The sequence below is a fragment of the Streptomyces sp. NPDC021749 genome, assembly GCF_040640655.1.
Lineage (GTDB): Bacteria > Actinomycetota > Actinomycetes > Streptomycetales > Streptomycetaceae > Streptomyces.
Genome location: NZ_JBFACE010000047.1, coordinates 1 through 23,548 on the forward strand (window position 1 = coordinate 1; position 23,548 = coordinate 23,548).

The following is a 23,548-nucleotide window of genomic DNA, read 5'->3' on the forward strand; positions in this document are numbered from 1 at the left end:
AGCCTGCATCTGGCACAACTGGACCACCGGCGCCAAGATCAAACGATCCCTGATCGCCTACGACCACTAAGAACATCGGACTCAATCATCTAGGGTGACGGGAGTTCGAGCCCGGCAGGGTGCCGGGCGAGGGGAGCGACATGGTGGCGGTGGCAGGCGGCACGGTGCTGAAACGGATCTCGGTGCTGCTGGGGGCGGCAGGGGCGACCCGGGCCGCCTACGGGGCGCTGAAGAGCCGGCCACCGGGCGGCGCCGTCCTGTGGGAGCGCAAGAACCACGCCGGCCGCACCGTCCATCTGCACGCCGGACTCGCCACGGCCACCGGCACGGCCCTCGCCGCGGCCACCGCACCGGGGCTGCCGGCCCGCACCCGGGCGGCCTCGGCGCTGGCCGTACTGGCCGCCGGGGCCTGCGGAGCGTACGACGACGTCTTCGGCGCCAGCGATCCCCGCCGCGGATTCCGGGCCCACCTCTCGGCACTGCGGAACCGCGAGGTCACCAGTGGGGCGGTGAAGCTCTTCGGCATCGGCGCCGCCGGTCTCGCGGCGGGCGCCCTCCTGAAGGAACGCCCGGCCGACAAGCTCCTGGCGGGCGTGGTCATCGCGGGCTCGGCGCACTTGGTGAACCTCCTGGACGTCCGCCCCGGCCGCGCGGCCGGCGCCGTACTGGCCCTCGGCGCCCCCGGCCTCCTGCGGCGCGGCCCGGCGGGAACGCTGTCCGCCGCCCCCATGGGAGCCGTGGCCGCGGTCGCCCGCGACGACCTGGAGGAACGCACCATGCTCGGCGACGCCGGCGCCCACGCCCTCGGCGCCGCCCTCGGCCTCGCCATCGCCACCGGCAACAACCGCCCGGGCCTGGCAGCCCACGCCACGGCCCTCGTCGCCGCAACGCTCGCGGGGGACCGCATGGCACGGGCAGCCGCGCGGGCGACGGCCGGCGGGGGGCGGGGCTGAGGGCTGTGGTTGAGGAGACGGGCAGGGGATGAGGGGAGGGGCGGTAGCTGAGGAGACGGGCAGGGGCTGGCGGGAGGGGGCGGCGGTGTTCCGGCCTGGGCTTCCTTCCTGGGCGGTAGGCGGCTTTCTCGGCCCCTTCCCTGGGTGGTTCGAGGGCTCCCCGCCCCTTGCTCCGCCTGCAGGCGGTACGCGAGGCCTCCTGCCCTCTGCCTCTCGTCCGCGGGCGGTTCGAGGATTCCCGCCCTCTGCCTCCCGTCTGCGGGCGGTTCGAGGATTCCCGCCTCCTGCTCTCGTCCGTGGGCGGTTCGAGGCTTCCCGCCTCCTGCTCTCGTCCGTGGGCGGTTCGAGGCTTCCCCCGCCCCCTCCCCCTCTCCCCCTTCGGGGGAGGGGGCGGGGGGTGGGTTCGGGGGTGGGGGGAGAGGTGCAGCGCGCGCAGCGCCAAAACGGTGGGCCCGCTCCGCCGTGCCGTGGCTCTTCGGGCAGGCGGCGCGTAGGGGCTTGCGCAGCGGAGCGGGCACGTCGTGCGCGCCTCCCGGTGGAGCAGATGGCGCGCTCCGGGGGGCGGCTCACCCGTACGTACGGTTGAGCCGCGCGGGCGGATTGTCATCCGTGTGAGTGATCTCAAGGGCGCTGGGGTGAGACTTCCCACCGGAACGGCGGGCGAACGATGCCGAATTGACGCCGCCGGACTGGCATCCTGGGCCCGGTGCGCGGTTCCGGGCGCCCGCGCTGCGTCCTGCCGTCTTCCGGTGGGCCGGCCCGCCCGGTGGCGCGCCGCGCAGCGCCCGCACCCAGCGGACCGGACATACCGGTACGGCCCGTTCCACCCCGACCCAGGAGTCCCGCACACGTGATCAGTACCCCGACCTCGACGCACGGGCTGTCGCCGCTGCGCACGGTCCAGGTGCTGGGGTACGGCGGCGCCGGCAGCGCGGCCCATGTCCGCTCGCTGGCCGAAGGACTGGTGGCGCGTGGCGTCCGGGTCACCGTCTGTGCCACGCCGGAAACGGAGCAGGCGTACGACTTCACCGGAGCGGGCGCGCGGTTCGTCCACGTTCCTCCGCGGATGGACCCGGTGAGTGTGGCGACGCTGCGCAGCGCCTGTTGGGACGCCGATCTGGTCCATGCGCACGGCCTGCGGGCCGGGCTGCGCGCCTCGATGGCGCTGCGCGGACTGCGCGGCCCCCGGGGAGGGCGGCGGGTCCCGTTGGTCATCACCTGGCACACGAGTCCGCACACCGAGGGCGCGCGGGCCGGGGTGGTGCACCTGATGGAGCGTCGGGTGGCGCGGGCCGCCGCCGTGGTCCTGGGCGCCTGCTCCGACCTCGTGGACCGCGCTCGCGAGCGGGGCGCGCGCGACGCGCGGCTCGCGCCGGTCGCCGTTCCGCGGCCGCGCTCCAACGCTGCGCCGGCCGAGCCCGAGGAACGCGACCTGATGCGCCACAAGGAGCGGGCCGAACTGGGCGCGATCGACCGCCCGTTGTTGCTCGCGGTCGGCCGTCTCGACCCCGGCCAGGGACATGACCTGCTGCTGGACGCCGCACACGCTTGGTGTGCGCTCGACCCCCAGCCGCTGGTCGCCATCGCGGGGGAGGGCGTCCAACGGGCCACGCTGCAGCGCCGGATCGACCAGGAGGAGCTGCCCGTCCAGCTGCTCGGCCGCCGCGACGACGTACCGGAACTCCTCGCCGCCGCCGACCTCGTCGTGCTGCCCAGCAAGTGGGAGGCGCGCTCGTTGATCGCGCAGGAGGCACTGCGCGCCGGGGTGCCGCTGGTCGCGACCGACACCGGCGGCACCCGCGAACTGGTCGGCCGGGCCGCGGAACTGGTCCCCTACGGGGACGCCGCCGCCCTGGCCCGTAGCGTCCTCGCACTGCTCGCGGACCCCGTCCGCCGGGACGCGCTCGCCGAGGCGGGCCGCGTCCAGGCGGCCGGATGGCCGACCGAGAACGACACGGTCACCCAAGTCCTCAGCGTTTACGACGAGTTGACGCAGCCCTAGCCCCAGCCCCAGCCCCAGCCCCAGCCCCAGCTCTAGTCCTAGTCCTAGCTCTAGCCCCAGCTACAGCCCCATCCCTAGCCGTCGCCGCGCCGGGCGGTGTGACGGGTGGGGCGGCAGCACCGCCAGGGTCGCCGGCCGGGGAGACGCACGGCGGAAGCCGGCCGCCAATCCTCCCGCCGGTCCCGCCGGTCCCGCCGCATCCGAGGCCAGGGCCGGTCGGGCAACTGCCGGTCGAGCTACGGCCGGTCGGGACTACGGCCGGTCGGGACTACGGCCGGTCGGTGTGGCGCCGGGCGCGCAGGGCAAGGCGAAGGCCCAGTACGGTCTGCGGATCGTCCAGGTCGGTGCCCAGCAACTGGGCGATGCGGGCCAGCCGGTCGTAGAGGGTCTGGCGGTTGACGTTCAGATCGCGGGCCGTCTCGGCCTTGCGCCCCGCACTGGCCAGGTAGGCCTCCAGAGTGGGCAGCAACGGTTGCCGGGCACCGCTGTCGTGGGCCAGCAGCGGGCCGATCGCGCGTTCCACGAAATCACTGAGCACACCCTGCTCGCCGTGCTCGCGCATCCGCCACAGCAGCAGCTCGATGTCCAGCCGGCGCGCGTCGTACCAGGGCTGCTCCGGCAGGCCCTGGGCGGCCGCAGCGGCCTCCGCGGCGTGGCGCAGCCCGGGGCCGGCCGCCGACCAGTCGCCCGCGGCGCCGACGACGACCACCGGGCGGTGGGCCGTCGGACGGTCCAGTCCCGCACGGACCACCCCGGCGCGCAGCGCCTCGGCGACCCGGTCGGCGAGCGCCTCGCGTTGCTGGCCGGCGCGCAGCGCCACGAGCATCGGTACCCGGCCTTCCACGGGGCGTACGCCGAGGAGCACCGGCGCCCCGAGGGCGGCCAGTTCCTCGCGCAGCGTCTGGGCGAGCAGTGCCCAGCTGTTGGGGGTGGGGAGGCCGGCCGGTAGCCGCATGACCACCGGAAGGATCGGTTCCGGTCCGGGGCGGAAGCCGAGCAACCGGGCCTGCGCGGGCGCCTCGGCCGCGGAGATCCGGCCCTCCGCCAGATCGGCCAGGAAGTCGCCGCGGCCGCGGGCGGCGAGCACCTCCTCCTGGCGGGACTGGAGCATCACCACGGCGAGCAGATCGGCGGCGCGCTCCGCGGCGATCCGGTGCACCGGCGCCACCGGGGCGTTGACGGGCAGCAGGACCAGGCGGGCGCGGACCGCATCGGGGCCGTGCCCGCCACCGGGGACGTCGATGCGGACCCCGGAATCGCGTAGGCCTTCCCAGGCCAGCAGCGGATCGGCGTCGGCGGACCCCTCCTCGTCGCCGCCGTCCGGGCCCGCGGCGTACAGCGGGCTGCCGTCCGGGGCCTCCAGACAGAGCGGGTTACCGGTGAAGACGGCCAGCAGCCGCAGCACCTCGGGCGCGCCCCCGCCGCGCAGCAGGACGTCGGTACACCGGCGCAGAATCTGGTCGGCGCGGCGCAGCAGCGCGTAGTGGCTGTTGATGATCTCCGTGTGGATGGCCTCGGTGACCGTGACGTACGGGACCTCGCGGTGCAGCTGGATCAGCGGCAGACCACAGTCCCGTGCGGCGTCCACCAGCGCCGGGGGCAGTGATTCGAAACGAGAGCCCAGCTCCACGACGAGAGCGGCGATCTCGCGGTCCGCGAGCTTACGGATGAAGGCCCGCTGCTCGGACGGCCGGCTGCCCAGTCCGAGACCGGTGGTCAGCAGCAGCTCGCCGCCCTTGAGCAGCGAAGCGATGTGCGGGACCTCGCCCGCGTGCACCCAGCGCACCGCGCGGTCCAGCCGGTCCCCGCCGGCCAGCACCTCCGGCAGCCCACGCCGCAGGGCGGGCAGCTCCAGCGCCCTGCGTACCGTGATCTCGGCTTCGACTTTTCCTTCCGGCCCCATGCCGACGAACGGTACCCGCAGTCCGCTATCCGGAGCTTCCTGGTCCGGGGGCCGGGGGCCGGGGAGCGGTGGCCGGGGTCGGTGGCCGGGGGTCGGGGTGCGGGACGGGGGAGCGGGGGCGGTGGCTCGTCCCGGTACGCCGGCCGCGTCCGCGAGCGGCGGTCCCTTACGAGAGCGGTGCTCTGGTCCGAGAGCAGGCCGTCCGGGAGCGGTGGCCTCGTGTGAGAGCGGTGGCCTCGCGTGAGAGCGTTGGCCTCGTCTGTGAGTGGTGGCCATGTCTGAGAGCGGCGCTCCGACCCGAGAGCGGCGGCCCCCGTCCGCGTGCGGCGGTCTGCCACCGCGCCGGGAAGCCGCACCCCGGATGGAGCGCGCCCCGCCCCGGCACCCGGCTCACCCCGGCGCGGCCCGCCCCGGTGCCTGGCCCCCGGCGCGACCCGCCCTGGCACCCGGCTCACCCCGGCGCGGCCCGCCCCCGTGCCTGGCCCGTCCCGCCCCGGTGCCCGGCCCGTCGAGGCCTGTCCCGGTCGTGGCTCCGCCCCTCGTTCCGGCCGGGGCCGGGCCGCCGGGCCGCCCGGCCGGGCGCCGGGCTGGCCAGCGGGCCGGGCGTGCACCCTTACGTCGACTCCCGCACCACCAGCCGCGCCTCTGTGATCACGGGCACCAGCTCCCCCTCACCTTCCGCGGCGTCGACCCCGCCCGCGAAACCTGCACCGCTCCCACGATCCGCACCGCCATCCGCGCCACCCCCAAGATGCGCACCACCCCCAAGGCCCGCACCACCCCCAAGGCCCGCACCACCCCCAAGGCCCGCACCACCCCCAAGGCCCGCACCGCTCCCCCCGTCCGCGCCGCTCGCCACGTCCGCGCCGTCGTCCCCGGCGTCGCCCTGGCCCGCCCCCGAGCCGCGCACATCCCCCGCCTGTGGCAAAGCCCCGGCCTGCCGCACATCCCCCGCCGGTCGCGCGTCCTCCACCCGTCGCGCACCGCCCGCCCGCCGCGTATCCAGCAGCCGCAGCAGCATTCGGGCCATCAGCCGGCCCATCTCCTCCACGTCCTGCCGCACCGTGGTCAGCGGTGGGTCCGCCCAGGCCGCCGGTTCGAGGTCGTCGTAGCCGACCACCGCCACATCGTCCGGCACCCGCCGCCCGTGCGCCCGTAGGGTCCGCAGGGCGCCGTTCGCCATCAGGTCGGAGCATGCGAAGACGGCGTCCAGGTCCGGCGCGGCGCCCAGGAGCGTGGCCATGGCGCGCTCACCGCCCTCTGCCGTGAAGCCGCCGTCCGCGACCAGCCGCGGATCGGGCTCGCTCGTGCCCAGTGCGTCCAGATAGCCGTCGAGCCGGTCCAGCGCCGACGTCTGGTCGAGCGGGCCGGTGATCACCGCGATCCGTCGACGGCCGCGGTCGAGGAGGTGACGTACGGCCTGACGGGCGCCGCCACGGTTGTCCGTGTCGACGTACAGCGGCCGCGGCGCGCGATCGGCGCCCGCCCAGCCGGGCCGGCCGCCGTACACGGTGGGCAGCCCGGCGCGCTCGGCCATGGCGGGCAGCGGGTCGTCCCGGTGCAGCGAGAACATCAGCGCGCCGTCGACATGACCGCCCGCCAGATAGCGGCCGATGCGGTCGTAGTCGGCGCGGTGCTCGACGAACATCAGCAGGAGCTGGGTGTCGGCGGCGGCCAGTTCCCGGCTGATGCCTCGTAGTTGACGGCCGAAGAAGGGGTCGGTGAAGACCCGGGACTCCGGTTCCGCGATGACCACGGCGACCGCTCCGGTGCGACGGGTGACCAGGGTGCGGGCCGCGCTGTTCGGTACGTAACCCAGCTCCTGCACTGCCCGGCGGACCCGTTCCTGGACCGCCTCCCGTACGCCCGCACCGCCGTTGACCACGCGGGACACCGTGGCGCGGGAGACGCCGGCGCGCGCCGCGACCGCCTCCAGCGTGGGCCGCCCACCGTTCGGCTCTGGCACGTTCCAACTCCTTTTTCGACTCGGTGACTTGACGGTGTGCCGTCGAGTCGGCAGGGTGCACTGAGGACGCCGTGAGAGCGCTCTCAAACGCGACGTCCCCTACGGGTACCCCCCCGAACTCCTCACTACCCCCCACTCTTACCGAGGAGAGAATGTCATGGCCATGAGGAAAAGAGCGGTGCTCTTCACCGTGAGCACCGCACTCGTCAGCACCTGCTCCCTCGCCCTCGCCCTCCCCACCGCCTCCGCGGGGGAAGCGGCTCCTACGGCCGGCCCCGCACGCACGCCGAACACCGGCCGTGCGACAGGCGCAGACCCCGCCGCGAGCACCGCACGCACCGCACGCACAGCGAACGCTGCACACACGCCGAACACCACGCCCACGCCGAACACCACACCCACGACGAACACCGCACGCACCGCGAGCGCCGCAACCGCCTTCCAGGAAGTGTGGCGTACGGACTTCGACGGCGCTGCCGGATCACGCCCCTCCGGCGACGACTGGATCATCGACACCGGTACCGGCTATCCCGGAGGCCCCGCCAACTGGGGCACCGGCGAACGCGAGACGTACACCGACCGCCCCGAGAACCTCCAGCTCGACGGTGCGGGCCACCTCAAAATCACCGCACTGAAGGACGGCGCCACCTGGACCTCGGCCCGCATCGAGACGAAGCGCACCGACTTCGCCGCCCCGGCCGGCGGCAAGCTCCGCATCGAGGCGAGCATCCGTCTGCCCGACGTCACCGGTGACGCCGCGCTCGGCTACTGGCCCGCCTTCTGGACCCTGGGCGCCGAGTACCGCGGCAACTACCAGAACTGGCCGGGCATCGGCGAGTTCGACGTCATGGAGAACGTCAACGGCATCAACAAGGTCTGGGGCACGCTGCATTGCGGTGTCACCCCCGGCGGGCCGTGCAACGAGACCCAGGGCAAGGGCAGTTCCCGCGAGTGTCCCGACAGCGCCTGCCAGGCCGGCTTCCACACGTACGCACTGGAGCTGGACCGCACCAACGGTGCCGCGGAGTCGCTGAACTGGTATGTCGACGGGCAGAAGTTCCACACCGTGGCATCGGCCGAGATGGACGCCGACACGTGGGCGAAGGCCACCCACCACGGCCACTTCCTGCTGCTGAACCTCGCCATGGGCGGGGCGTTCCCGGACGGCGTCGCGGGCAAGGCAACACCCACCGACGCCACCCGCCCCGGCGGCTCCCTCCTCGTCGACCACGTCGCGGTCTCCGTCCAGCAGCCCGCAACAGCCCGCACCTCCGCCCGCACGGACCACAAGTCCGCAGCGGCAGCCGGCACGGACCACAAGTCCGCAGCGGCAGCCGGCACGGACCACAAGTCCGCAGCGGCAGCCGGCACGGACGACAAGTCCGCAGTAGCAGCGACCCGCACGGACCAAGACTCGGCAGCACCGGCCACCCGCCCGGACCGCCAAGCCCCCACCACCACCGCCCAACGCCCCACCACCACCGACCGGCACCCGGCCACCACCGGCCGGCACCCGGCCACCACCGGCCGGCACCCGGCCACCCCGCAAGGAGCCACCCCGCAAGGAGCCACCCCGTGATCACTCGTCGCACCCTGCTCGGCGGCCTCGCCGCCGCCGGCGCCACCGCCTCCGGCATCACCCTGGCAGGCCGCGCCGTCGGCACCCCTCTGGCGGCCAGGGCCACCTCGCGGCAAAAACGGGCGGCGGGGGCGGTCCCCCTGCGAATCCTCAACAACTCAGGGGCGTACGGGAATTCCTCGGTGTGGGTGTACATCGTCGGGAATGACGGGACGCAGCAGGTGTGGGTCGGGCCGGACGGGGGGCTCAAGCCGGTTGCGCTCGGGGACAACGGGCCGGACGGGTACACCGATTACGCCCTTCCGCTCGCCGCGAGCGGGGCCACGACGATCCCGCTGCCGCAGATGTCCGGCCGGATCTACGTCGCGCTGGGCAGCAAGCTCAAGTTCAAGGCCGTCAAAGATGGCAACGGCAAGCCCGCGCTCGCCTACCCGGCGGGCTGGGTCTCCGGTGACCCCAACTACGACGTCCTCCACGACTGCGCCGAGTTCACCCACAACTCCAGCGGGCTGTACTGCAACACCACCATGGTCGACATGTTCAGCGTGCCGCTCGCGATCACGCTTTCCGGCGCCAAGGAGCAGACCACCGGCACGCTCAAGGACGGCGCCCGCGACCGGATCTTCGCCGACGTCAAGGCGGCCGAGGGCTTCGACCGGCTGGTCATCGGCGACAAGCGGGTGATCGCCCCCGGGCACGGCCTCGACAGCGGACTGTTCGCCAAGGACTACCTCGCCCCCGCCATCGACGAGGCCTGGTCCGCCTACACGGCCAAGGACCTGACCGTCACCACCCACGCCGGCACCTTCACCGGCCGGGTCAGCGGCGGCAAGCTCACCTTCCACGGGCCCGGCACGGTCTCCTTCGACAAGCCGTCCACCCGCGACGTCCTCTTCTGCGACGGCACCCTCGCCGCCCCCAACGACGGCACCCTGGGCCCGGTGGCCGCCGTCCTCGGCGCGGCCCTCAACCGCTCCACCCTGGTCTCCCAGGCGCATCAGCCCACCACCGACCCCGCCGACTTCTACCGGCAGCGGCTGACCAACCACTACGCCAAGGCCATGCACGCCGCCACCCAGGACGGCCGGGCCTACGGCTTCGCCTTCGACGACGTCGCCGGCTTCGCCTCGTACATCGAGGACAACGCCCCGAAGGAGATCACCCTCACCCTGACCCCCTTCTGACGCACCGGCCTCCAAGCCTCTTCCGATGCACCGGACCCCGACTCCCTTCCGATGCACCGGACCCGACCCCCTTCTGACGCACCGGACCCCGACCCCCGTCCGATGCGCCCGACCGCCCGATCACGATCTCGCGCTCCGACCCACACGCCGCGGCCGCCCCCGGAACACTCCCGGGGGCGGCCGCGGTGTACGGCACCGGTGGGTTCAGCCGCCGTACGCCCCGCTCGCCGTCAGCCGCAGGGCGGTGTCGATCAGCGGAACGTGGCTGAACGCCTGCGGGAAGTTGCCCACCTGGCGCTTGGCCTTGGGGTCCCACTCCTCCGCCAGCAGCCCGAGGTCGTTGCGGAGCGAGAGCAGCTTCTCGAAGAGCTTGCGGGCCTCGTCGACCCGGCCGATCATCGCCAGGTCGTCCGCGAGCCAGAACGAGCAGGCCAGGAAGGCACCCTCCTCGCCCTCCAGCCCGTCCACGCCCAGTTCGCCCTGGCCGGCCGTGGGGTACCGCAGCACGAAGCCGTCCTCGGTGGTCAGCTCCCGCTGGATCGCCTCGATCGTGCCGATGACGCGCTTGTCGTCCGGCGGCAGGAATCCGACCTGCGGGATCAGCAGCAGCGAGGCGTCCAGCTCCTGCGAGCCGTAGGACTGGGTGAAGGTGTTGCGCTCCTTGTCGTAACCCTTCTCGCAGACGTCCCGGTGGATCGTCTCGCGCAGGTCCTTCCAGCGCTCCAGCGGGCCGTCGACGTCCCCGGACTCGATCAGCTTGACCGTGCGGTCCACCGCGACCCAGGTCATCACCTTGGAGTGCACGAAGTGCCGGCGCGGGCCGCGGACCTCCCAGATGCCCTCGTCCGGTTCGTCCCAGTGCTTCTCCACCCACTGGATCAGCTTGAGCTGCAGCAGCGAGGCGTAGTCGTTGCGGGCCAGGCCGGTCATGTGCGCCAGGTGCAGCGCCTCGGTGACCTCGCCGTAGACGTCGAGCTGGAGCTGGCCCGCGGCGCCGTTGCCGACCCGCACCGGACGGGAATTCTCGTACCCGGGAAGCCAGTTGAGCTCGTTCTCGCCGAGCTCGCGCTCACCGGCGATGCCGTACATGATCTGCAGGTTGTCCGGGTCGCCGGCCACCGCCCGCAGCAGCCACTCCCGCCAGGCCCGGGCCTCTTCGCGGTAGCCGGTGCGCAGCAGCGAGGAGAGGGTGATCGCGGCGTCCCTCAGCCAGGTGAAGCGGTAGTCCCAGTTGCGGACGCCGCCGATGCACTCGGGCAGGGAGGTGGTGGGCGCGGCGACGATCCCGCCGGTCGGCGCGTACGTCAGCGCCTTCAGCGTGATCAGCGAGCGGACCACGGCGTCGCGGTAGGGGCCGTGGTACGTGCAGTGCTCGACCCACTCGCGCCAGAACTCCTCGGTGGCCTCCAGCGACCCCTCCGGGTCCGCGATGGCCGGCGGCTGGTGGTGGGAGGGCTGCCAGCTGATCGTGAACGCGATCCGCTCGCCCGGCGAGACGGTGAAGTCGGAGAAGGTCGTCAGGTCCTTCCCGTACGTCTCGACCTCGGTGTCCAGCCATACGGAGTCCGGGCCGGCGACCGCGACGGTCCGCTCGTCGATCTTGTGCACCCAGGGCACCACCCAGCCGTACGCGAACCGCATCCGCAGCTCCGAACGCATCGGGACGCGTCCGCTGACGCCCTCCACGATGCGGATCACCTGCGGTGCGCCGTCACGCGGCGGCATGAAGTCGATCACCCGGACGGTACCCCGCGGGGTGTCCCACTCGGATTCCAGCACGAGTGAATCGCCCCGGTAGCGGCGGCGGTCGGCGGGCTGCGGCCCGTCCTCGGAACCGGTCACCGGCCCCATCCGCCAGTAGCCGTTCTCCTCTGTGCCCAGCAGCCCTGCGAAGACCGCCGGCGAGTCGAAGCGGGGCAGGCACAGCCAGTCGACCGTCCCGTCCCTGCACACTAGAGCGGCGGTCTGCATATCGCCGATAAGTGCGTAGTCCTCGATGCGCCCGGCCACGTGCATCTCCCGTCGAACTGGAGTCACGCCCCCCATGGGACGTTGTGATTCTGTCCGTCCTGCCCATGAAACGTCGCCGAGCAGCGGGACCGGAAATCGGGCTGGGGGTACCCCCAGCGGTAGCTGGGAGAGGGTGGTGCCTTCCCGGACGGCTCGTTGCGAGTGTCCGAGCAGGATACGACGCACGCGGGTGATCCGCGCGACCCTCGCGACGAGTGAAGTGCTCCGAACGGGTGGCCTCCGTCACGTGACAGCGTCAACCCCCATTATCACGCACCGTGACGGGGAGGCGTCGCGCGAGGTTCCGGTGCGTGGCCGGGCGCGACCATGCCCGGGCGCTGATAGCCTGGTACCCCGTGGACCGGTGGGCCCCGGCAACATGTCACGGCACCCCGACCGCAGCGACGGCACCCCTCACAGACGCGGGACGGCGCCGCTTCGCACCTCTCCACCTCGCGACCACGGGAGCTCCCTCTTGGCCATGCCAGCCAAATCCACGACGACCAAGCACCTCTTCGTCACCGGGGGCGTCGCCTCCTCGCTCGGTAAGGGGCTCACGGCCTCCAGCCTGGGTGCTCTCCTCAAGGCGCGCGGCCTGCGGGTCACGATGCAGAAGCTCGACCCGTACCTGAACGTCGACCCCGGAACGATGAACCCGTTCCAGCACGGCGAGGTCTTCGTCACCAACGACGGCGCCGAGACCGACCTGGACATCGGCCACTACGAGCGGTTCCTCGACGTCGACCTCGACGGCTCGGCGAACGTGACCACCGGCCAGGTCTACAACACCGTGATCGCCAAGGAGCGCCGCGGTGAGTACCTCGGCGACACCGTGCAGGTCATCCCGCACATCACCAACGAGATCAAGCACCGGATCCGGCGGATGGCGACCGAGGACGTCGACGTCGTGATCACCGAGGTCGGCGGCACCGTCGGCGACATCGAGTCGCTGCCGTTCCTGGAAACCGTCCGCCAGGTCCGCCACGAGGTCGGCCGGGACAACGTCTTCGTCGTGCACATCTCGCTGCTGCCGTACATCGGCCCGTCCGGTGAGCTCAAGACCAAGCCGACCCAGCACTCGGTCGCGGCGCTGCGCAACATCGGTATCCAGCCCGACGCGATCGTGCTGCGCGCCGACCGCGAGGTGCCCACCGCCATCAAGCGCAAGATCTCGCTGATGTGCGACGTCGACGAGGCCGCGGTGGTCGCCGCGATCGACGCCCCGTCGATCTACGACATCCCCAAGGTCCTGCACGCCGAGGGCCTGGACGCGTACGTCGTGCGCAAGCTCGACCTGCCGTTCCGCGACGTGGACTGGACCCAGTGGGCCGACCTGCTGGAGCGCGTCCACAACCCCGACCACGAGGTCAAGGTCGCGCTGGTCGGCAAGTACATCGACCTGCCGGACGCCTACCTCTCGGTCACCGAGGCGCTGCGGGCCGGCGGCTTCGCCAACAAGGCCCGCGTCAAGATCAAGTGGGTCACCTCGGACGACTGCCGGACCGCGGCCGGTGCCGCGGCGCAGCTCTCCGACTGCGACGCCGTCTGCATCCCCGGCGGCTTCGGCGACCGCGGTGTGGACGGCAAGGTCGGCGCGATCACCTACGCCCGCGAGAACAAGGTGCCGCTGCTCGGCCTGTGCCTGGGCCTGCAGTGCGTGGTCATCGAGGCGGCCCGCAACCTCGCCGGCATCGAGGGCGCCAACTCCACCGAGTTCGACCCGGCGACCGCCCACCCGGTCATCTCCACCATGGCCGAGCAGCTGGACATCGTCGCAGGTGAGGGCGACATGGGCGGCACGATGCGGCTGGGCATGTACCCGGCCAAGCTCGCCGAGGGCTCCATCGTCCGCGAGGTCTACGGTGACGCCCCCTACGTCGAGGAGCGCCACCGCCACCGCTACGAGGTCAACAACGCCTACCGCGGTGAGCTGGAGAAGAAGGCCGGGCTGCAGTTCTCCGGCACCTCCCCGGACAACAAGCTCGTCGAGTACGTCGAGTACCCCCGCGAGACCCACCCCTACCTCGTCGCCACCCAGGCGCACCCGGAGCTCCGCTCCCGCCCGACCCGCCCGCACCCGCTCTTCGCCGGGCTGGTGAAGGCCGCGGTCGCGCGCAAGACGGGCGCCTCGAAGTAGCACCCGCCGCGCCGGATACGGTTGCCGGGGTACGGCCTCTTCTCCGAGGTCGTGCCCCGGTTTCCGCGTTGTTTCAGGCTCATACAGGAGGACGCGCCATGGCGATCAAGGACACCCCGGAGGAGTGGACGGTCACCGCCTCCACCACGCCGTTCACCGGGAACAAGACCAGCGTGCGCACCGACGAGGTCGTGATGCCGGACGGCGCCAAGGTCACCCGCGACTACCAGGTCCACCCCGGCTCGGTGGCCGTCCTCGCCCTCGACGACGAGGGCCGGGTGCTGGTGCTGAAGCAGTACCGCCACCCCGTGCGCATGAGGCTGTGGGAGATCCCCGCCGGGCTGCTCGACGTCCCCGGGGAGAACCCGCTGCGCGCCGCCCAGCGCGAGCTGTACGAGGAGGCGCACGTCAAGGCCGAGGACTGGCGGGTGCTGACCGACGTCTACACCACCCCCGGCGGCTGCGACGAGGCCGTGCGGATCTTCCTCGCCCGAAACCTCTCCGAGGCCGAGGGGGAACGCTTCGAGGTCGCCGAGGAGGAGGCCGACATGGAGCTGGCACGGGTGCCGCAGGAGGAGCTGGTGCGCGGCGTGCTCGCCGGTGAGCTGCACAACAACTGCCTGGTCGTGGGGGTGCTGGCGCTCACCGCCGCGCAGCGCGGCGCCGGCCTGGACGCGCTGCGGCCGGCCGACGCGCCCTGGCCGGCCCGCCCGTTCGAGGCCTGACCGGGGCCCTGCCACGGCCCGCGGCCGGTCGGCCCCGATCCGGTCGGGTGACCCAACCGCCGCGCTCCGTACGGGACGTGACGCCCCGTGAACTACGCTCGTAAGGGTTCCCGTCCGCGCCTGCGGCGGGTTCGTACGCGCAGGTGGACGGGAGCGTGACCGGTGACGGACCAGGCGGTGGGCGCAGGGCGGCGCGCGCCGGAGACGGCGACGGCCCCCGCCGCCGCGGGCCGCACCCCCGCGGCCGGTTTCACCGGGCGCCGCCGCGAGCTCAAGGCGCTGCACGCCGACATCGCCCGGGCCGGCCTGGACACCCTCTCCGGCCGCAAGGGCACCCGCAGCCGGGTGCTGCTGATCGCCGGCCGCCCCGGCTCCGGGCGCACCGCACTCGCCGAGCGGCTGCTCGCCGAGCTGGCCGGCGACCACCCCGACGGGGTGCTGCGCGCCACACTGACCGGACCGGGCGGGGAGGTCGCCGACACCGGCCGCACCGCGCGTGAGCTGCTGACCGCCCTCGGTGCGGACGCCCCGCCGGGCTCGGGGGAGGACGAGCTGTCCGAGCGGCTGCGCGGGGCGCTCGCCGGCCGCCGCGCACTGCTCTTCCTCGACGACGCACCGGGCGCCGACGCCGTCGAACCGCTGCTCCCGGACGCCCCGGGCTGCCTGGTCGTGGTCGTCTCCCAGGGGCCGCTGACCGGCATCCCGGACGTCCGCCCGTGCACCCTGGGCGGGCTGGACGGCGCGGCCTGCGTGGAGATCCTGGAGCGGTACGCCGGACCGACCCGGATCACCGTCGATCCGCGGACCGCCGACAGCGTCGCCGAGGAGTGCGGCGGGCAGCCCGCCGCGCTGATCCTGGCCGGTGCCTGGCTCGCCGCCCGCCCCACCTCGTCGGTGGCCGATCTGTACCAGGCACTGCGGGCGGTGCCGGTGCCGCCGGACCTGCCCAGCGGCGCCCGCCCCCTCTTCCGCGCCTTCCGGCTCGCCCACGAGGCGCTGCCGGCGACCGCCGCCCGGATACTGCGGCTGCTCACCCTCGCCCCGGCCGGCCTCGCGGACGCGCACACCGCCTCCGCGCTGGCCGGCTGCTCGATGCCGACGGCCGCCGCGGCACTCGCCGACTTCGCCGCGCTCGGCCTGCTGCGGCCCGTCCCGGCGGACCCTGGGGCCCCGCCCGCCGGCCCCGGGACGGCGGACGCCGCACGGCACCCGCAGTACCGCGTCCCCGGCTGCCTCGACCCGCTGCTGCGCGAGCTGCTCGGGGAGCACGAGCGGCCGGCCGAGCTCCAGCTGGCCCGCGCCCGGGTGCTGGAGCGGACCGTACGGCTGCTGCAGTCGTGCCGGGCGATGACCGAGCCGGCCGGATCCACCGCCCGCCAGAAGGCCGCCGCACTGCCCCGGTCGCTGCGTTTCAGCTCCCGGGCCACCGCGGCCCACTGGCTGCGCAGCCGCCGCCCGGTCCTGCTCGACGCCGCCCGGGCGGCCGCCGCGGACGGCCAACTCGACACCCTGGACCGGCGGTTGATGGCCGCGCTGACCCGTACGCTGCTCGCCCACCAGGGCCCCGAGGCGGCCGCGCCGGACCTCTATACGGTGCACGGGCTGGTCCTGCAGGCCGCCGAGCGGCGCGGGCTGGCGCGCGAACGGGCCGCGGCGCTGCTGAACCTCGCGGACCTGGACAGCGGGGCGGGGCGGACGGCCCAGGCGCTGGGCCGCTACCGGGGCGCGCTGGAGGCAGCCCGGTCGGTGCCGGACCCGGTGGCCACCGTCCGGGCGATGGAGTCACTGGGCGGTACGCACGCCGAGCTGGGCGACGGGGTGCGGGCCGCCGACTGGTACGGACGGGCGCTGGAGCTGCGGCTGGCGCGCGGCGAGGCCGCGGACGCCGCGCGGCTGCACGGGCGGATCGGCGCGGCCCTGATGTCGTGCGGCCGGTGTGACGAGGCCCTCAAGCAGTGGCGGGCGGCCGCCCGGACGTACCGCAGGCTGGGTGATCTCGCCGGTCAGGCGCGGGCGACGGGGGAGGCGGCGCGGGTCCAGGAGTACGCCGGACGGCCCGAGGAGGCGCTGCGGACCTGTCTGGAGGCCCTGGAACTGGTCCGGAAGACCGACGACGGCCGGCTCCAGGCGGCCCTCCAGCTGCGGATTGCGGACACCCTCGAACGGCTCGGGGATCCGGCCGCGGCAGGGCTCCACCGCACCGCCGGAGAGCGGCTTCTAGGAGATCACCCCGAGTGACCTACGAAATCGGTGGCGTCACTCCCAAGATTTAATGCTTTGCAAGGCTAGACAACACGACCTCCTTCAATAGACTGGCTGAGCCGCGTACGGCGCGGTCAGTTCCGTCATGCATCGCATGAGGGGATAATTCCTCCTGCACCCTCTCTTTCAAGGACCGTGATCGACGTGAAGGTCGGCATCCCCCGCGAGGTCAAGAACAACGAGTTCCGCGTGGCCATCACGCCCGCCGGAGTCAACGAACTCGTCCGCCACGGCCACCAGGTCTTCATCGAGAAGGACGCCGGCCTCGGCTCTTCCATCACCAACGAGGAGTACGTCTCCGCCGGTGCCACCATCCTGGACACCGCCGACGAGGTCTGGGGCACCGCTGACCTGCTGCTGAAGGTCAAGGAGCCGATCGCGGAGGAGTACCACCGCCTCCGCAAGGACCAGACCCTCTTCACCTACCTGCACCTGGCCGCCTCCCGTGAGTGCACGGACGCCCTCCTGGAGTCCGGCACCACCGCCATCGCCTACGAGACCGTCGAGACGGCCGGCCGCCAGCTGCCGCTGCTCGCCCCGATGTCCGAGGTCGCGGGCCGGATCGCCCCGCAGGTCGGCGCCTACCACCTGATGCGCCAGGCCGGCGGCCGCGGTGTGCTGCCCGGCGGCGTCCCCGGCGTGCACGCCGGCAAGGCCGTCGTCATCGGCGGTGGCGTCTCCGGTTGGAACGCGGTGCAGATCGCCGTGGGCCTCGGCTTCCACGTCACCCTGCTCGACAAGGACATCAACAAGCTCCGCGAGGCCGACAAGATCTTCGGCACCAAGGTGCAGACGATCGTCTCCAACGCCTACGAGCTGGAGAAGGCCGTCGTCGAGGCCGACCTCGTCATCGGTGCCGTCCTCATCCCGGGCGCCAAGGCCCCCAAGCTCGTCACCAACGAGCTGGTCGCCAAGATGAAGCCGGGCAGTGTCCTTGTCGACATCGCGATCGACCAGGGCGGCTGCTTCGAGGACTCCCGTCCCACCACGCACGCCGAGCCGACCTTCCAGGTGCACAACTCGGTCTTCTACTGCGTCGCCAACATGCCCGGCGCGGTGCCGAACACCTCCACCCACGCGCTCACCAACGCCACGCTGCCCTACATCGTGGAGCTGGCGAACCGCGGCTGGGTCGAGGCGCTGCGCCGTGACCCGGCGCTGGCCAAGGGTCTGAACACCCATGACGGCAAGGTGGTTTACGGTCCGGTCGCCGAGGCCCACGGCCTTGAGTGCACCGAACTGCGCACCCTCCTCGGCTGAGACGTCAACGGAGCGCGTCAACGCTGAACATCCGGCCGGGCCTTGTCGACAGGGCCCGGCCGGTGGCGTGTGTGACGCACGGTGCACGCCGTTCCGGAACGTCGTCTCTCAACTCGCCGCGAACGTAACCGTTTAACCGATTCGCGCACCCCCGAAACATCGGTCCGATCCTGCTTGCGCCCTTGACATCGGGGGGTCCGGTTACCGACACATCGTGCCGGGTCCGGTGGATTGTGTTGCTGCGGACGCCCGACACGCCATAGAGTCGCCAACCGTCGGCATGGTGCCACGCTGACCTATCGATAAAGTTTCCTGGTCACGTCCAAGGAGGTAAGACGACTTGTGAATGAGTCGACATTTACTCCCGGGAGTGGTCAACCAGGAGCGGTTGCACGGGGCCAGGGTCCCTCGGGGTTCGAGGCTGTCGGCTCCGTCGCGGTCCACACCTTCGCAGCCCAACAGAGCATTTCCACGACAGCCCACCAGAGCATGGACGGCCATCACGTGAACGCCATGGCCGGCGACCGGGGCAGTGGAGAACCCGCCCGTTTCGCCGACTACGACGACCTGCCCGAGGGGCACTTCTACGATCCGGACGCGGAGTACGAGCCGGACCCCGAATACGCCGCGACGCTCGCGCCGGACGCCGCGCGCCAGCGCCGCGAACGCGTCGGCCCGACCGGACGCCCGCTCCCTTACTTCCCCATCCCGGGACCGCTGTCGGACCACGGCCCGGCCAAGATCATCGCGATGTGCAACCAGAAGGGCGGGGTCGGCAAGACCACCTCGACCATCAACCTGGGCGCCGCACTCGCCGAATACGGACGACGGGTACTGCTCGTCGACTTCGACCCGCAGGGCGCCCTGTCCGTCGGCCTCGGCGTCAACCCGATGGAACTCGACCTGACCGTCTACAACCTGCTCATGGAGCGGGGCATGTCGGCCGACGAGGTCCTGCTCAAGACCGCGGTCCCCAACATGGACCTGCTGCCCAGCAATATCGATTTGTCAGCGGCGGAAGTGCAGTTGGTCAGCGAGGTCGCCCGCGAGTCGACCCTGCAGCGCGCCCTGAAGCCGCTGCTGGCCGACTACGACTACATCGTCATCGACTGCCAGCCCTCGCTCGGCCTGCTCACCGTCAACGCCCTGACGGCGGCCCACAAGGTCATCGTGCCGCTGGAGTGCGAGTTCTTCGCGCTGCGCGGTGTCGCGCTGCTCACCGAGACCATCGAGAAGGTCCAGGAGCGGCTCAACCCGGAGCTGGAGCTGGACGGCATCCTGGCGACGATGTACGACTCCCGCACCGTGCACAGCCGCGAGGTCCTCGCGCGCGTCGTCGAGGCCTTCGACGACCACGTCTACCACACCGTCATCGGCCGTACGGTCCGCTTCCCCGAGACCACCGTCGCGGGCGAGCCGATCACCACGTACGCCTCCAACTCCGTCGGTGCCGCCGCCTATCGCCAGCTCGCCAGGGAGGTGCTCGCCCGGTGTCACGCCGAGTGAGTCTGCCGGGAGCCGACGAACTGTTCCGCACCACCGGGGGAGTGGCACTGCAGCCCTCCACTCCCCGCCGTACGCCGAGCGGTTCGGCGGCCGCGGCCAACGGCGAGGCGGCCCGGGTGCCCGCGCCGGCCGGCGAGCCCGACCCGGCCGCGGAGGGGCCGGAGACGGCCGCCGCGCACCGGCGACGCACGGAGAAGGACGGTACGGACGCACCGGCCACGGCCGGTGACGGCGGACCGGCCACCCCGCCCCCGGTGCCCCCGGTCGCCCCCGCGGCCGAGCACAGCGGGCGCGAGACGGACGGCGCCGGCAGCGGGTCCCACCGCACCCGCGCCTCCCGGCAGGCCGCTCCGGAGGCCGGCGCGGCCGCCACCGCACCGGCCACCGGCCGGCGCCGGGGCGCACGGGGCGCCAACCGCCGCCCCAGCGGCCGGGAACGGCACGACGAGAAGATCACCGTCTATGTCTCCGCCGAGGAGCTCATGGACCTCGAACACGCGCGGCTGGTGCTGCGCGGCGAGCACGGCCTCGCCGTGGACCGCGGCCGGATCGTCCGCGAGGCGGTCGCCGTGGTGCTCGCCGACCTGGAGTCGCGCGGCGACGCCAGCATCCTGGTGCGGCGGCTGCGCGGACGCTGAGGCCCACCGGCTCCGCCGCGCGGCGCGTCCGCCGCGGTGCCGAAACGTCACACCGCGCGGCGCGGGATAGCCTGCCACCGCGATGCCGACGAACCATGACGACACCCCTCCGCCCCGCGCCCGCCGACGCCTCGGGCGTGGGCCGGGGGCCGGGCGGGACACCGAGCCGGGCGCCGGGCCGGCGGGGGAGCCGGGGCCTTTGGTGCCGGCGGCTGCGGCGCCGGTGGTCCCCGAGACGGTGGCCCCCGAGACGGTGGCCCCCGCGACGGTGGCCCCCGAGACGGTGGTCCCGGAGACGGTGGCTGCGGGGCCGGTGGAGTCTCCTGAGCCCGCTGGGGACCGTGCCGTTACGGCCGGGACTCCCGCCGAGACCGCGACCGAGGACGAGCCCGAGGCCCAGACTGACGACGAGCCCGAGGTCCAGAGCGATGACGGGCCCGAGGTCCAGACCGACGCCAAGACCGATGACGACGGGCCCGTGGGCGAGGGGGGCGGTGACGGGAGGTTCACGCTCCGGCTCGACAACTTCGAGGGCCCCTTCGACCTCCTGCTCCAGCTGATCTCCAAGCACAAGCTGGACGTCACCGAGGTCGCGCTGTCCAAGGTGACCGATGAATTCATGGCGCACATCCGGGCCATGGGGCCGGACTGGGACCTCGACCAGACCACCGAGTTCCTGGTGGTCGCCGCCACCCTGCTCGACCTGAAGGCGGCCCGGCTGCTGCCCGCCGCCGAGGTGGAGGACGAGGCGGACCTCGCGCTCCTGGAAGCCCGCGACCTGCTCTTCGCCCGGCTGCTCCAGTACCGCGCGTACAAGCGGATCGCCGATATCTTCAACGACCGGCTGGCCGTCGAGGCGCGGCGCTACCCGCGTACCGTCGGGCTGGAACCGCAGCATGCCGAGCTGCTCCCCGAGGTCGTGATCAGCATCGGCGCCGAGGGCTTCGCCAAGCTCGCGGTGAAGGCCATGCAGCCCAAGGCCAAGCCACAGGTCTACGTCGACCACATCCACGCGCCCCTGGTGAGCGTGCGGGAACAGGCCGAGGTACTGCTGGCGCGGCTGCGGGAGGCGGGCGGGGCCAGCTTCCAGGAGCTGGTCGCGGACGCCCCCGACACCCTCACGGTCGTCGCGCGCTTCCTGGCCCTTCTGGAGCTCTATCGCGAGCGGGTGGTGGCATTGGACCAGGAGGAGGCGCTCGGGGCACTCACGGTGCGCTGGACGGGCGCGGAGGGGGCCGTACCGGTCGTCACCGACGAGTTCGACCAGGAACCGGGCCACCGGGAACCGGAACCGCGACAGCAACAGGAACCGGACCGGGCCGGGCGAGTGGAACGAGCGGAAGAGGAACGGGCATGAGCGGCGTGACCGGTGGCGACGCGTACCACGACGCCTACGACGTCAAGGCGTACGACGTCACGGAGGCCGGGGCGGACGCCGGGGGGCCGGCGGAGCGGCCGGGGCCGCCGGCCGGAGCGCTGGACGTGGCCGAGCTGGAGCTCAAGCCGGCGCTGGAGGCCGTCCTCATGGTCGTCGACGAGCCGGCGACCGAAGAGCACCTCGCCAGGGTCCTGCAGCGGCCCCGCCGCGCGGTCGCGCTGGCGCTGCGCGAGCTGTCCGACGACTACGCCCGCGAGGGCCGCGGATTCGATCTCCGGCTGGTGGCCGGCGGGTGGCGGTTCTACTCCCGGGCCGAGTACGCGGACGCCGTGGAGAGCTTCGTCCTGGACGGCCAGCAGGCCCGGCTCACCCAGGCCGCCTTGGAGACTCTGGCCGTGGTCGCGTACCGTCAGCCGGTCAGCCGTTCCCGCGTCTCGGCCGTGCGCGGTGTGAACTGTGACGGCGTGATGCGCACGCTCCTCCAGCGCGGCCTGGTGGAGGAGGCGGGGACGGAACCTGAAACAGGTGCGATCCTGTACAGGACGACGAACTACTTTTTGGAGCGGATGGGCCTGCGTGGCCTGGACGAGCTCCCTGAGCTCGCACCGTTCCTCCCGGAGGCGGACGCGGTCGAGGGCGACTCCCCGGAAGGTATCCCGTCGTTCGACGTAGACGACAGCGGCGACTCTCAGACGGATCATTGATGCGAAGCAGCGGCAGGAACAGCAGGGACAGCGGACGCGGCAACTACCGCGGCGCGGGCAACCAGAGGGACGAGAAGCAGCAGCGCGCCGGCCGCCCCCGTCCCGAGGAGCGCCGCTACGACGTGGGCGGATCCGGTAGCGCGGGCGGCGGCAAGGACGAGCGCCGGGGCGGCGGCCCCAAGGCGGGCGGTGGCCCCAAGGCGGGCGGCAGCCGTGGCGCGGCGGCCCGGGGCGGTGCCAAGGGCGGCCCGCGGACCGGTGCGAAGACGGGGGGCCCGGGCGGCAAGGGCGGCCCCCAGCGCGGCCGCGGCCAGGCACCCGCGCGGCCGCGCGAGTACGACGCCCAGGTCGAGGAGCGCAACCGCGCCCGGCACAGCAAGCCGCAGATCAAGACGCCCAAGACGTTCGGCGAGCAGGAGGGCGAGCGGCTGCAGAAGGTGCTGGCCCGGGCCGGTATGGGCTCGCGGCGGGCCTGCGAGGAGCTGATCGACCAGGCGCGGGTCGAGGTCAACGGCAAGATCGTGACGGAGCAGGGCGTCCGGGTCGACCCGGAGAAGGACGAGATCAAGGTCGACGGCCTGACGGTCGCCACCCAGTCCTACCTCTTCTTCGCGCTCAACAAGCCGGCCGGCGTCGTCTCCACCATGGAGGACCCGGACGGCCGCCAGTGCCTGGGCGACTACGTCACCAACCGCGAGACGCGGCTGTTCCACGTCGGCCGGCTGGACACCGAGACCGAGGGCATCATCCTGCTCACCAACCACGGAGAGCTGGCGCACCGCCTGACGCACCCGCGCTACGGCGTCAAGAAGACCTACCTGGCCGCCATCCAGGGCCCGCTCCCGCGTGACCTGGGCAAGCAGCTCAAGGACGGCATCCAGCTGGAGGACGGCTACGCCCGTGCCGACCACTTCCGGGTCGTCCAGCAGACCGGCAAGAACTACCTCGTCGAGGTAACCCTCCACGAGGGCCGCAAGCACATCGTGCGCCGCATGCTGGCCGAGGCCGGCTTCCCGGTCGACAAGCTGGTGCGCACGGCCTTCGGCCCGATCACCCTGGGCGACCAGAAGTCGGGCTGGCTCCGCCGCATGACCAACACGGAGGTCGGCATGCTGATGCGCGAGGTCGAGCTCTAGCCCGCCGACGCGGTGCCGGGACCGGCTGCGGTGCCGGGCCCGGTATCTGTCCCTGTCGTGTGCGGTGAGGGTCGGGCATCTTTCTGTCCCTGGCGTGCGCGGTGCGGGTCCGGGACCTGGCCGGCTTGAGCGGCCGGCGCCTGGAGTCCGGGCCCGGAAGCGTTGCGCGCGGCCCGAAAACGCTTCGTGGTCCGGAAGCGTTGCA

16 protein-coding genes are annotated in these 23,548 nt (G+C 72.9%); 13 read left to right on the top strand and 3 right to left on the bottom strand.

Features of this window, described 5'->3' with window-relative positions; genetic code table 11:
- The first annotated feature begins 140 nt into the window (after positions 1-140).
- Both AB0G35_RS31965 and AB0G35_RS31970 read left to right on the top strand, forming a co-directional pair.
- Positions 141-953: a hypothetical protein gene (locus tag AB0G35_RS31965; RefSeq protein WP_360956685.1), complete on the top strand. Its 813-nt coding sequence runs from the start codon at positions 141-143 to the stop codon at positions 951-953.
- A gap of 850 nt (positions 954-1,803) precedes the next feature.
- Positions 1,804-2,955 (top strand): glycosyltransferase family 4 protein, encoded by a 1,152-nt coding sequence (locus tag AB0G35_RS31970; RefSeq protein ID WP_360956687.1) that lies wholly within the window; start codon positions 1,804-1,806, stop codon positions 2,953-2,955.
- 268 nt (positions 2,956-3,223) lie between these two features.
- On the opposite strand, the gene AB0G35_RS31975 is transcribed toward AB0G35_RS31970, so the two are convergent.
- Both AB0G35_RS31975 and AB0G35_RS31980 read right to left on the bottom strand, forming a co-directional pair.
- Positions 3,224-4,858 carry a PucR family transcriptional regulator gene (locus AB0G35_RS31975; RefSeq protein WP_360956689.1) on the bottom strand — a complete coding sequence of 545 codons (1,635 nt, stop codon included), beginning with the start codon at positions 4,856-4,858 and terminating at the stop codon, positions 3,224-3,226.
- A gap of 613 nt (positions 4,859-5,471) precedes the next feature.
- A complete protein-coding gene (locus AB0G35_RS31980; RefSeq protein WP_360956691.1) occupies positions 5,472-6,824 on the bottom strand; it encodes a LacI family DNA-binding transcriptional regulator in 1,353 nt (450 codons plus the stop codon).
- A gap of 157 nt (positions 6,825-6,981) precedes the next feature.
- On the opposite strand from AB0G35_RS31980, the gene AB0G35_RS31985 reads away from it, so the two are divergent.
- Together AB0G35_RS31985 and AB0G35_RS31990 are read left to right on the top strand one after the other, a co-directional pair.
- The gene (locus tag AB0G35_RS31985; protein WP_360956693.1) at positions 6,982-8,403 is read left to right on the top strand and encodes a glycoside hydrolase family 16 protein; all 1,422 of its coding nucleotides are present in this window, start codon (positions 6,982-6,984) and stop codon (positions 8,401-8,403) included.
- Positions 8,400-9,587: a beta-1,3-glucanase family protein gene (locus AB0G35_RS31990; RefSeq protein ID WP_360956695.1), complete on the top strand. Its 1,188-nt coding sequence runs from the start codon at positions 8,400-8,402 to the stop codon at positions 9,585-9,587. Before AB0G35_RS31985 ends, AB0G35_RS31990 begins: the two co-directional genes overlap by 4 nt.
- 204 nt (positions 9,588-9,791) lie before the next feature.
- Here AB0G35_RS31990 and AB0G35_RS31995 read toward each other — a convergent pair whose 3' ends face one another.
- Positions 9,792-11,603, bottom strand: coding sequence for a glycoside hydrolase family 15 protein (locus tag AB0G35_RS31995; RefSeq protein ID WP_360956769.1), 1,812 nt, complete (start codon positions 11,601-11,603; stop codon positions 9,792-9,794).
- Between the two features lie 475 nt (positions 11,604-12,078).
- Between AB0G35_RS31995 and AB0G35_RS32000 the strand changes: the two genes are divergently transcribed.
- The 9 genes from AB0G35_RS32000 (at position 12,079) to AB0G35_RS32040 (ending at position 23,343) form a co-directional block, all read left to right on the top strand.
- Complete coding sequence (locus tag AB0G35_RS32000; protein ID WP_360956697.1) at positions 12,079-13,734, top strand: CTP synthase; 1,656 nt, start codon at positions 12,079-12,081, stop codon at positions 13,732-13,734.
- Positions 13,735-13,832: 98 nt separating this feature from the next.
- Complete coding sequence (locus AB0G35_RS32005; protein WP_360956698.1) at positions 13,833-14,459, top strand: NUDIX hydrolase; 627 nt, start codon at positions 13,833-13,835, stop codon at positions 14,457-14,459.
- Positions 14,460-14,621: 162 nt separating this feature from the next.
- Positions 14,622-16,697: a tetratricopeptide repeat protein gene (locus tag AB0G35_RS32010; protein ID WP_360956699.1), complete on the top strand. Its 2,076-nt coding sequence runs from the start codon at positions 14,622-14,624 to the stop codon at positions 16,695-16,697.
- Positions 16,698-16,865: 168 nt separating this feature from the next.
- Positions 16,866-17,981 carry an alanine dehydrogenase gene (gene ald / locus AB0G35_RS32015; RefSeq protein ID WP_360956771.1) on the top strand — a complete coding sequence of 372 codons (1,116 nt, stop codon included), beginning with the start codon at positions 16,866-16,868 and terminating at the stop codon, positions 17,979-17,981.
- 342 nt (positions 17,982-18,323) lie between these two features.
- Positions 18,324-19,487 carry a ParA family protein gene (locus AB0G35_RS32020; protein ID WP_360956701.1) on the top strand — a complete coding sequence of 388 codons (1,164 nt, stop codon included), beginning with the start codon at positions 18,324-18,326 and terminating at the stop codon, positions 19,485-19,487.
- Complete coding sequence (locus AB0G35_RS32025) at positions 19,472-20,125, top strand: hypothetical protein (protein ID WP_360956703.1); 654 nt, start codon at positions 19,472-19,474, stop codon at positions 20,123-20,125. The genes AB0G35_RS32020 and AB0G35_RS32025 overlap by 16 nt, the downstream gene beginning before the upstream one ends.
- A gap of 82 nt (positions 20,126-20,207) precedes the next feature.
- Entirely contained in the window at positions 20,208-21,482 is a 1,275-nt protein-coding gene (locus AB0G35_RS32030) for a segregation/condensation protein A (RefSeq protein WP_360956705.1), read from the top strand.
- On the top strand, positions 21,479-22,207 hold the full coding sequence (gene scpB / locus AB0G35_RS32035) for an SMC-Scp complex subunit ScpB (protein WP_360956707.1): 729 nt from the start codon (positions 21,479-21,481) through the stop codon (positions 22,205-22,207). Before AB0G35_RS32030 ends, scpB begins: the two co-directional genes overlap by 4 nt.
- A complete protein-coding gene (locus tag AB0G35_RS32040; RefSeq protein WP_360956709.1) occupies positions 22,207-23,343 on the top strand; it encodes a pseudouridine synthase in 1,137 nt (378 codons plus the stop codon). Before scpB ends, AB0G35_RS32040 begins: the two co-directional genes overlap by 1 nt.
- The last annotated feature ends 205 nt before the right edge of the window (positions 23,344-23,548 follow it).

Bases quoted from the DNA above. Each gene is read 5' to 3' on its own strand.
- AB0G35_RS31995 (WP_360956769.1), bottom strand. From the start codon at position 11,603: ATGCACGTGGCCGGGCGCATCGAGGACTACGCACTTATCGGCGATATG.
- AB0G35_RS31985 (WP_360956693.1), top strand. From the start codon at position 6,982: ATGGCCATGAGGAAAAGAGCGGTGCTCTTCACCGTGAGCACCGCACTC.
- scpB (WP_360956707.1), top strand. From the start codon at position 21,479: ATGAGCGGCGTGACCGGTGGCGACGCGTACCACGACGCCTACGACGTC.
- AB0G35_RS32005 (WP_360956698.1), top strand. From the start codon at position 13,833: ATGGCGATCAAGGACACCCCGGAGGAGTGGACGGTCACCGCCTCCACC.
- AB0G35_RS32040 (WP_360956709.1), top strand. From the start codon at position 22,207: ATGCGAAGCAGCGGCAGGAACAGCAGGGACAGCGGACGCGGCAACTAC.
- AB0G35_RS32000 (WP_360956697.1), top strand. From the start codon at position 12,079: ATGCCAGCCAAATCCACGACGACCAAGCACCTCTTCGTCACCGGGGGC.
- AB0G35_RS31975 (WP_360956689.1), bottom strand. From the start codon at position 4,858: ATGGGGCCGGAAGGAAAAGTCGAAGCCGAGATCACGGTACGCAGGGCG.
- AB0G35_RS32030 (WP_360956705.1), top strand. From the start codon at position 20,208: ATGCCGACGAACCATGACGACACCCCTCCGCCCCGCGCCCGCCGACGC.
- AB0G35_RS31965 (WP_360956685.1), top strand. From the start codon at position 141: ATGGTGGCGGTGGCAGGCGGCACGGTGCTGAAACGGATCTCGGTGCTG.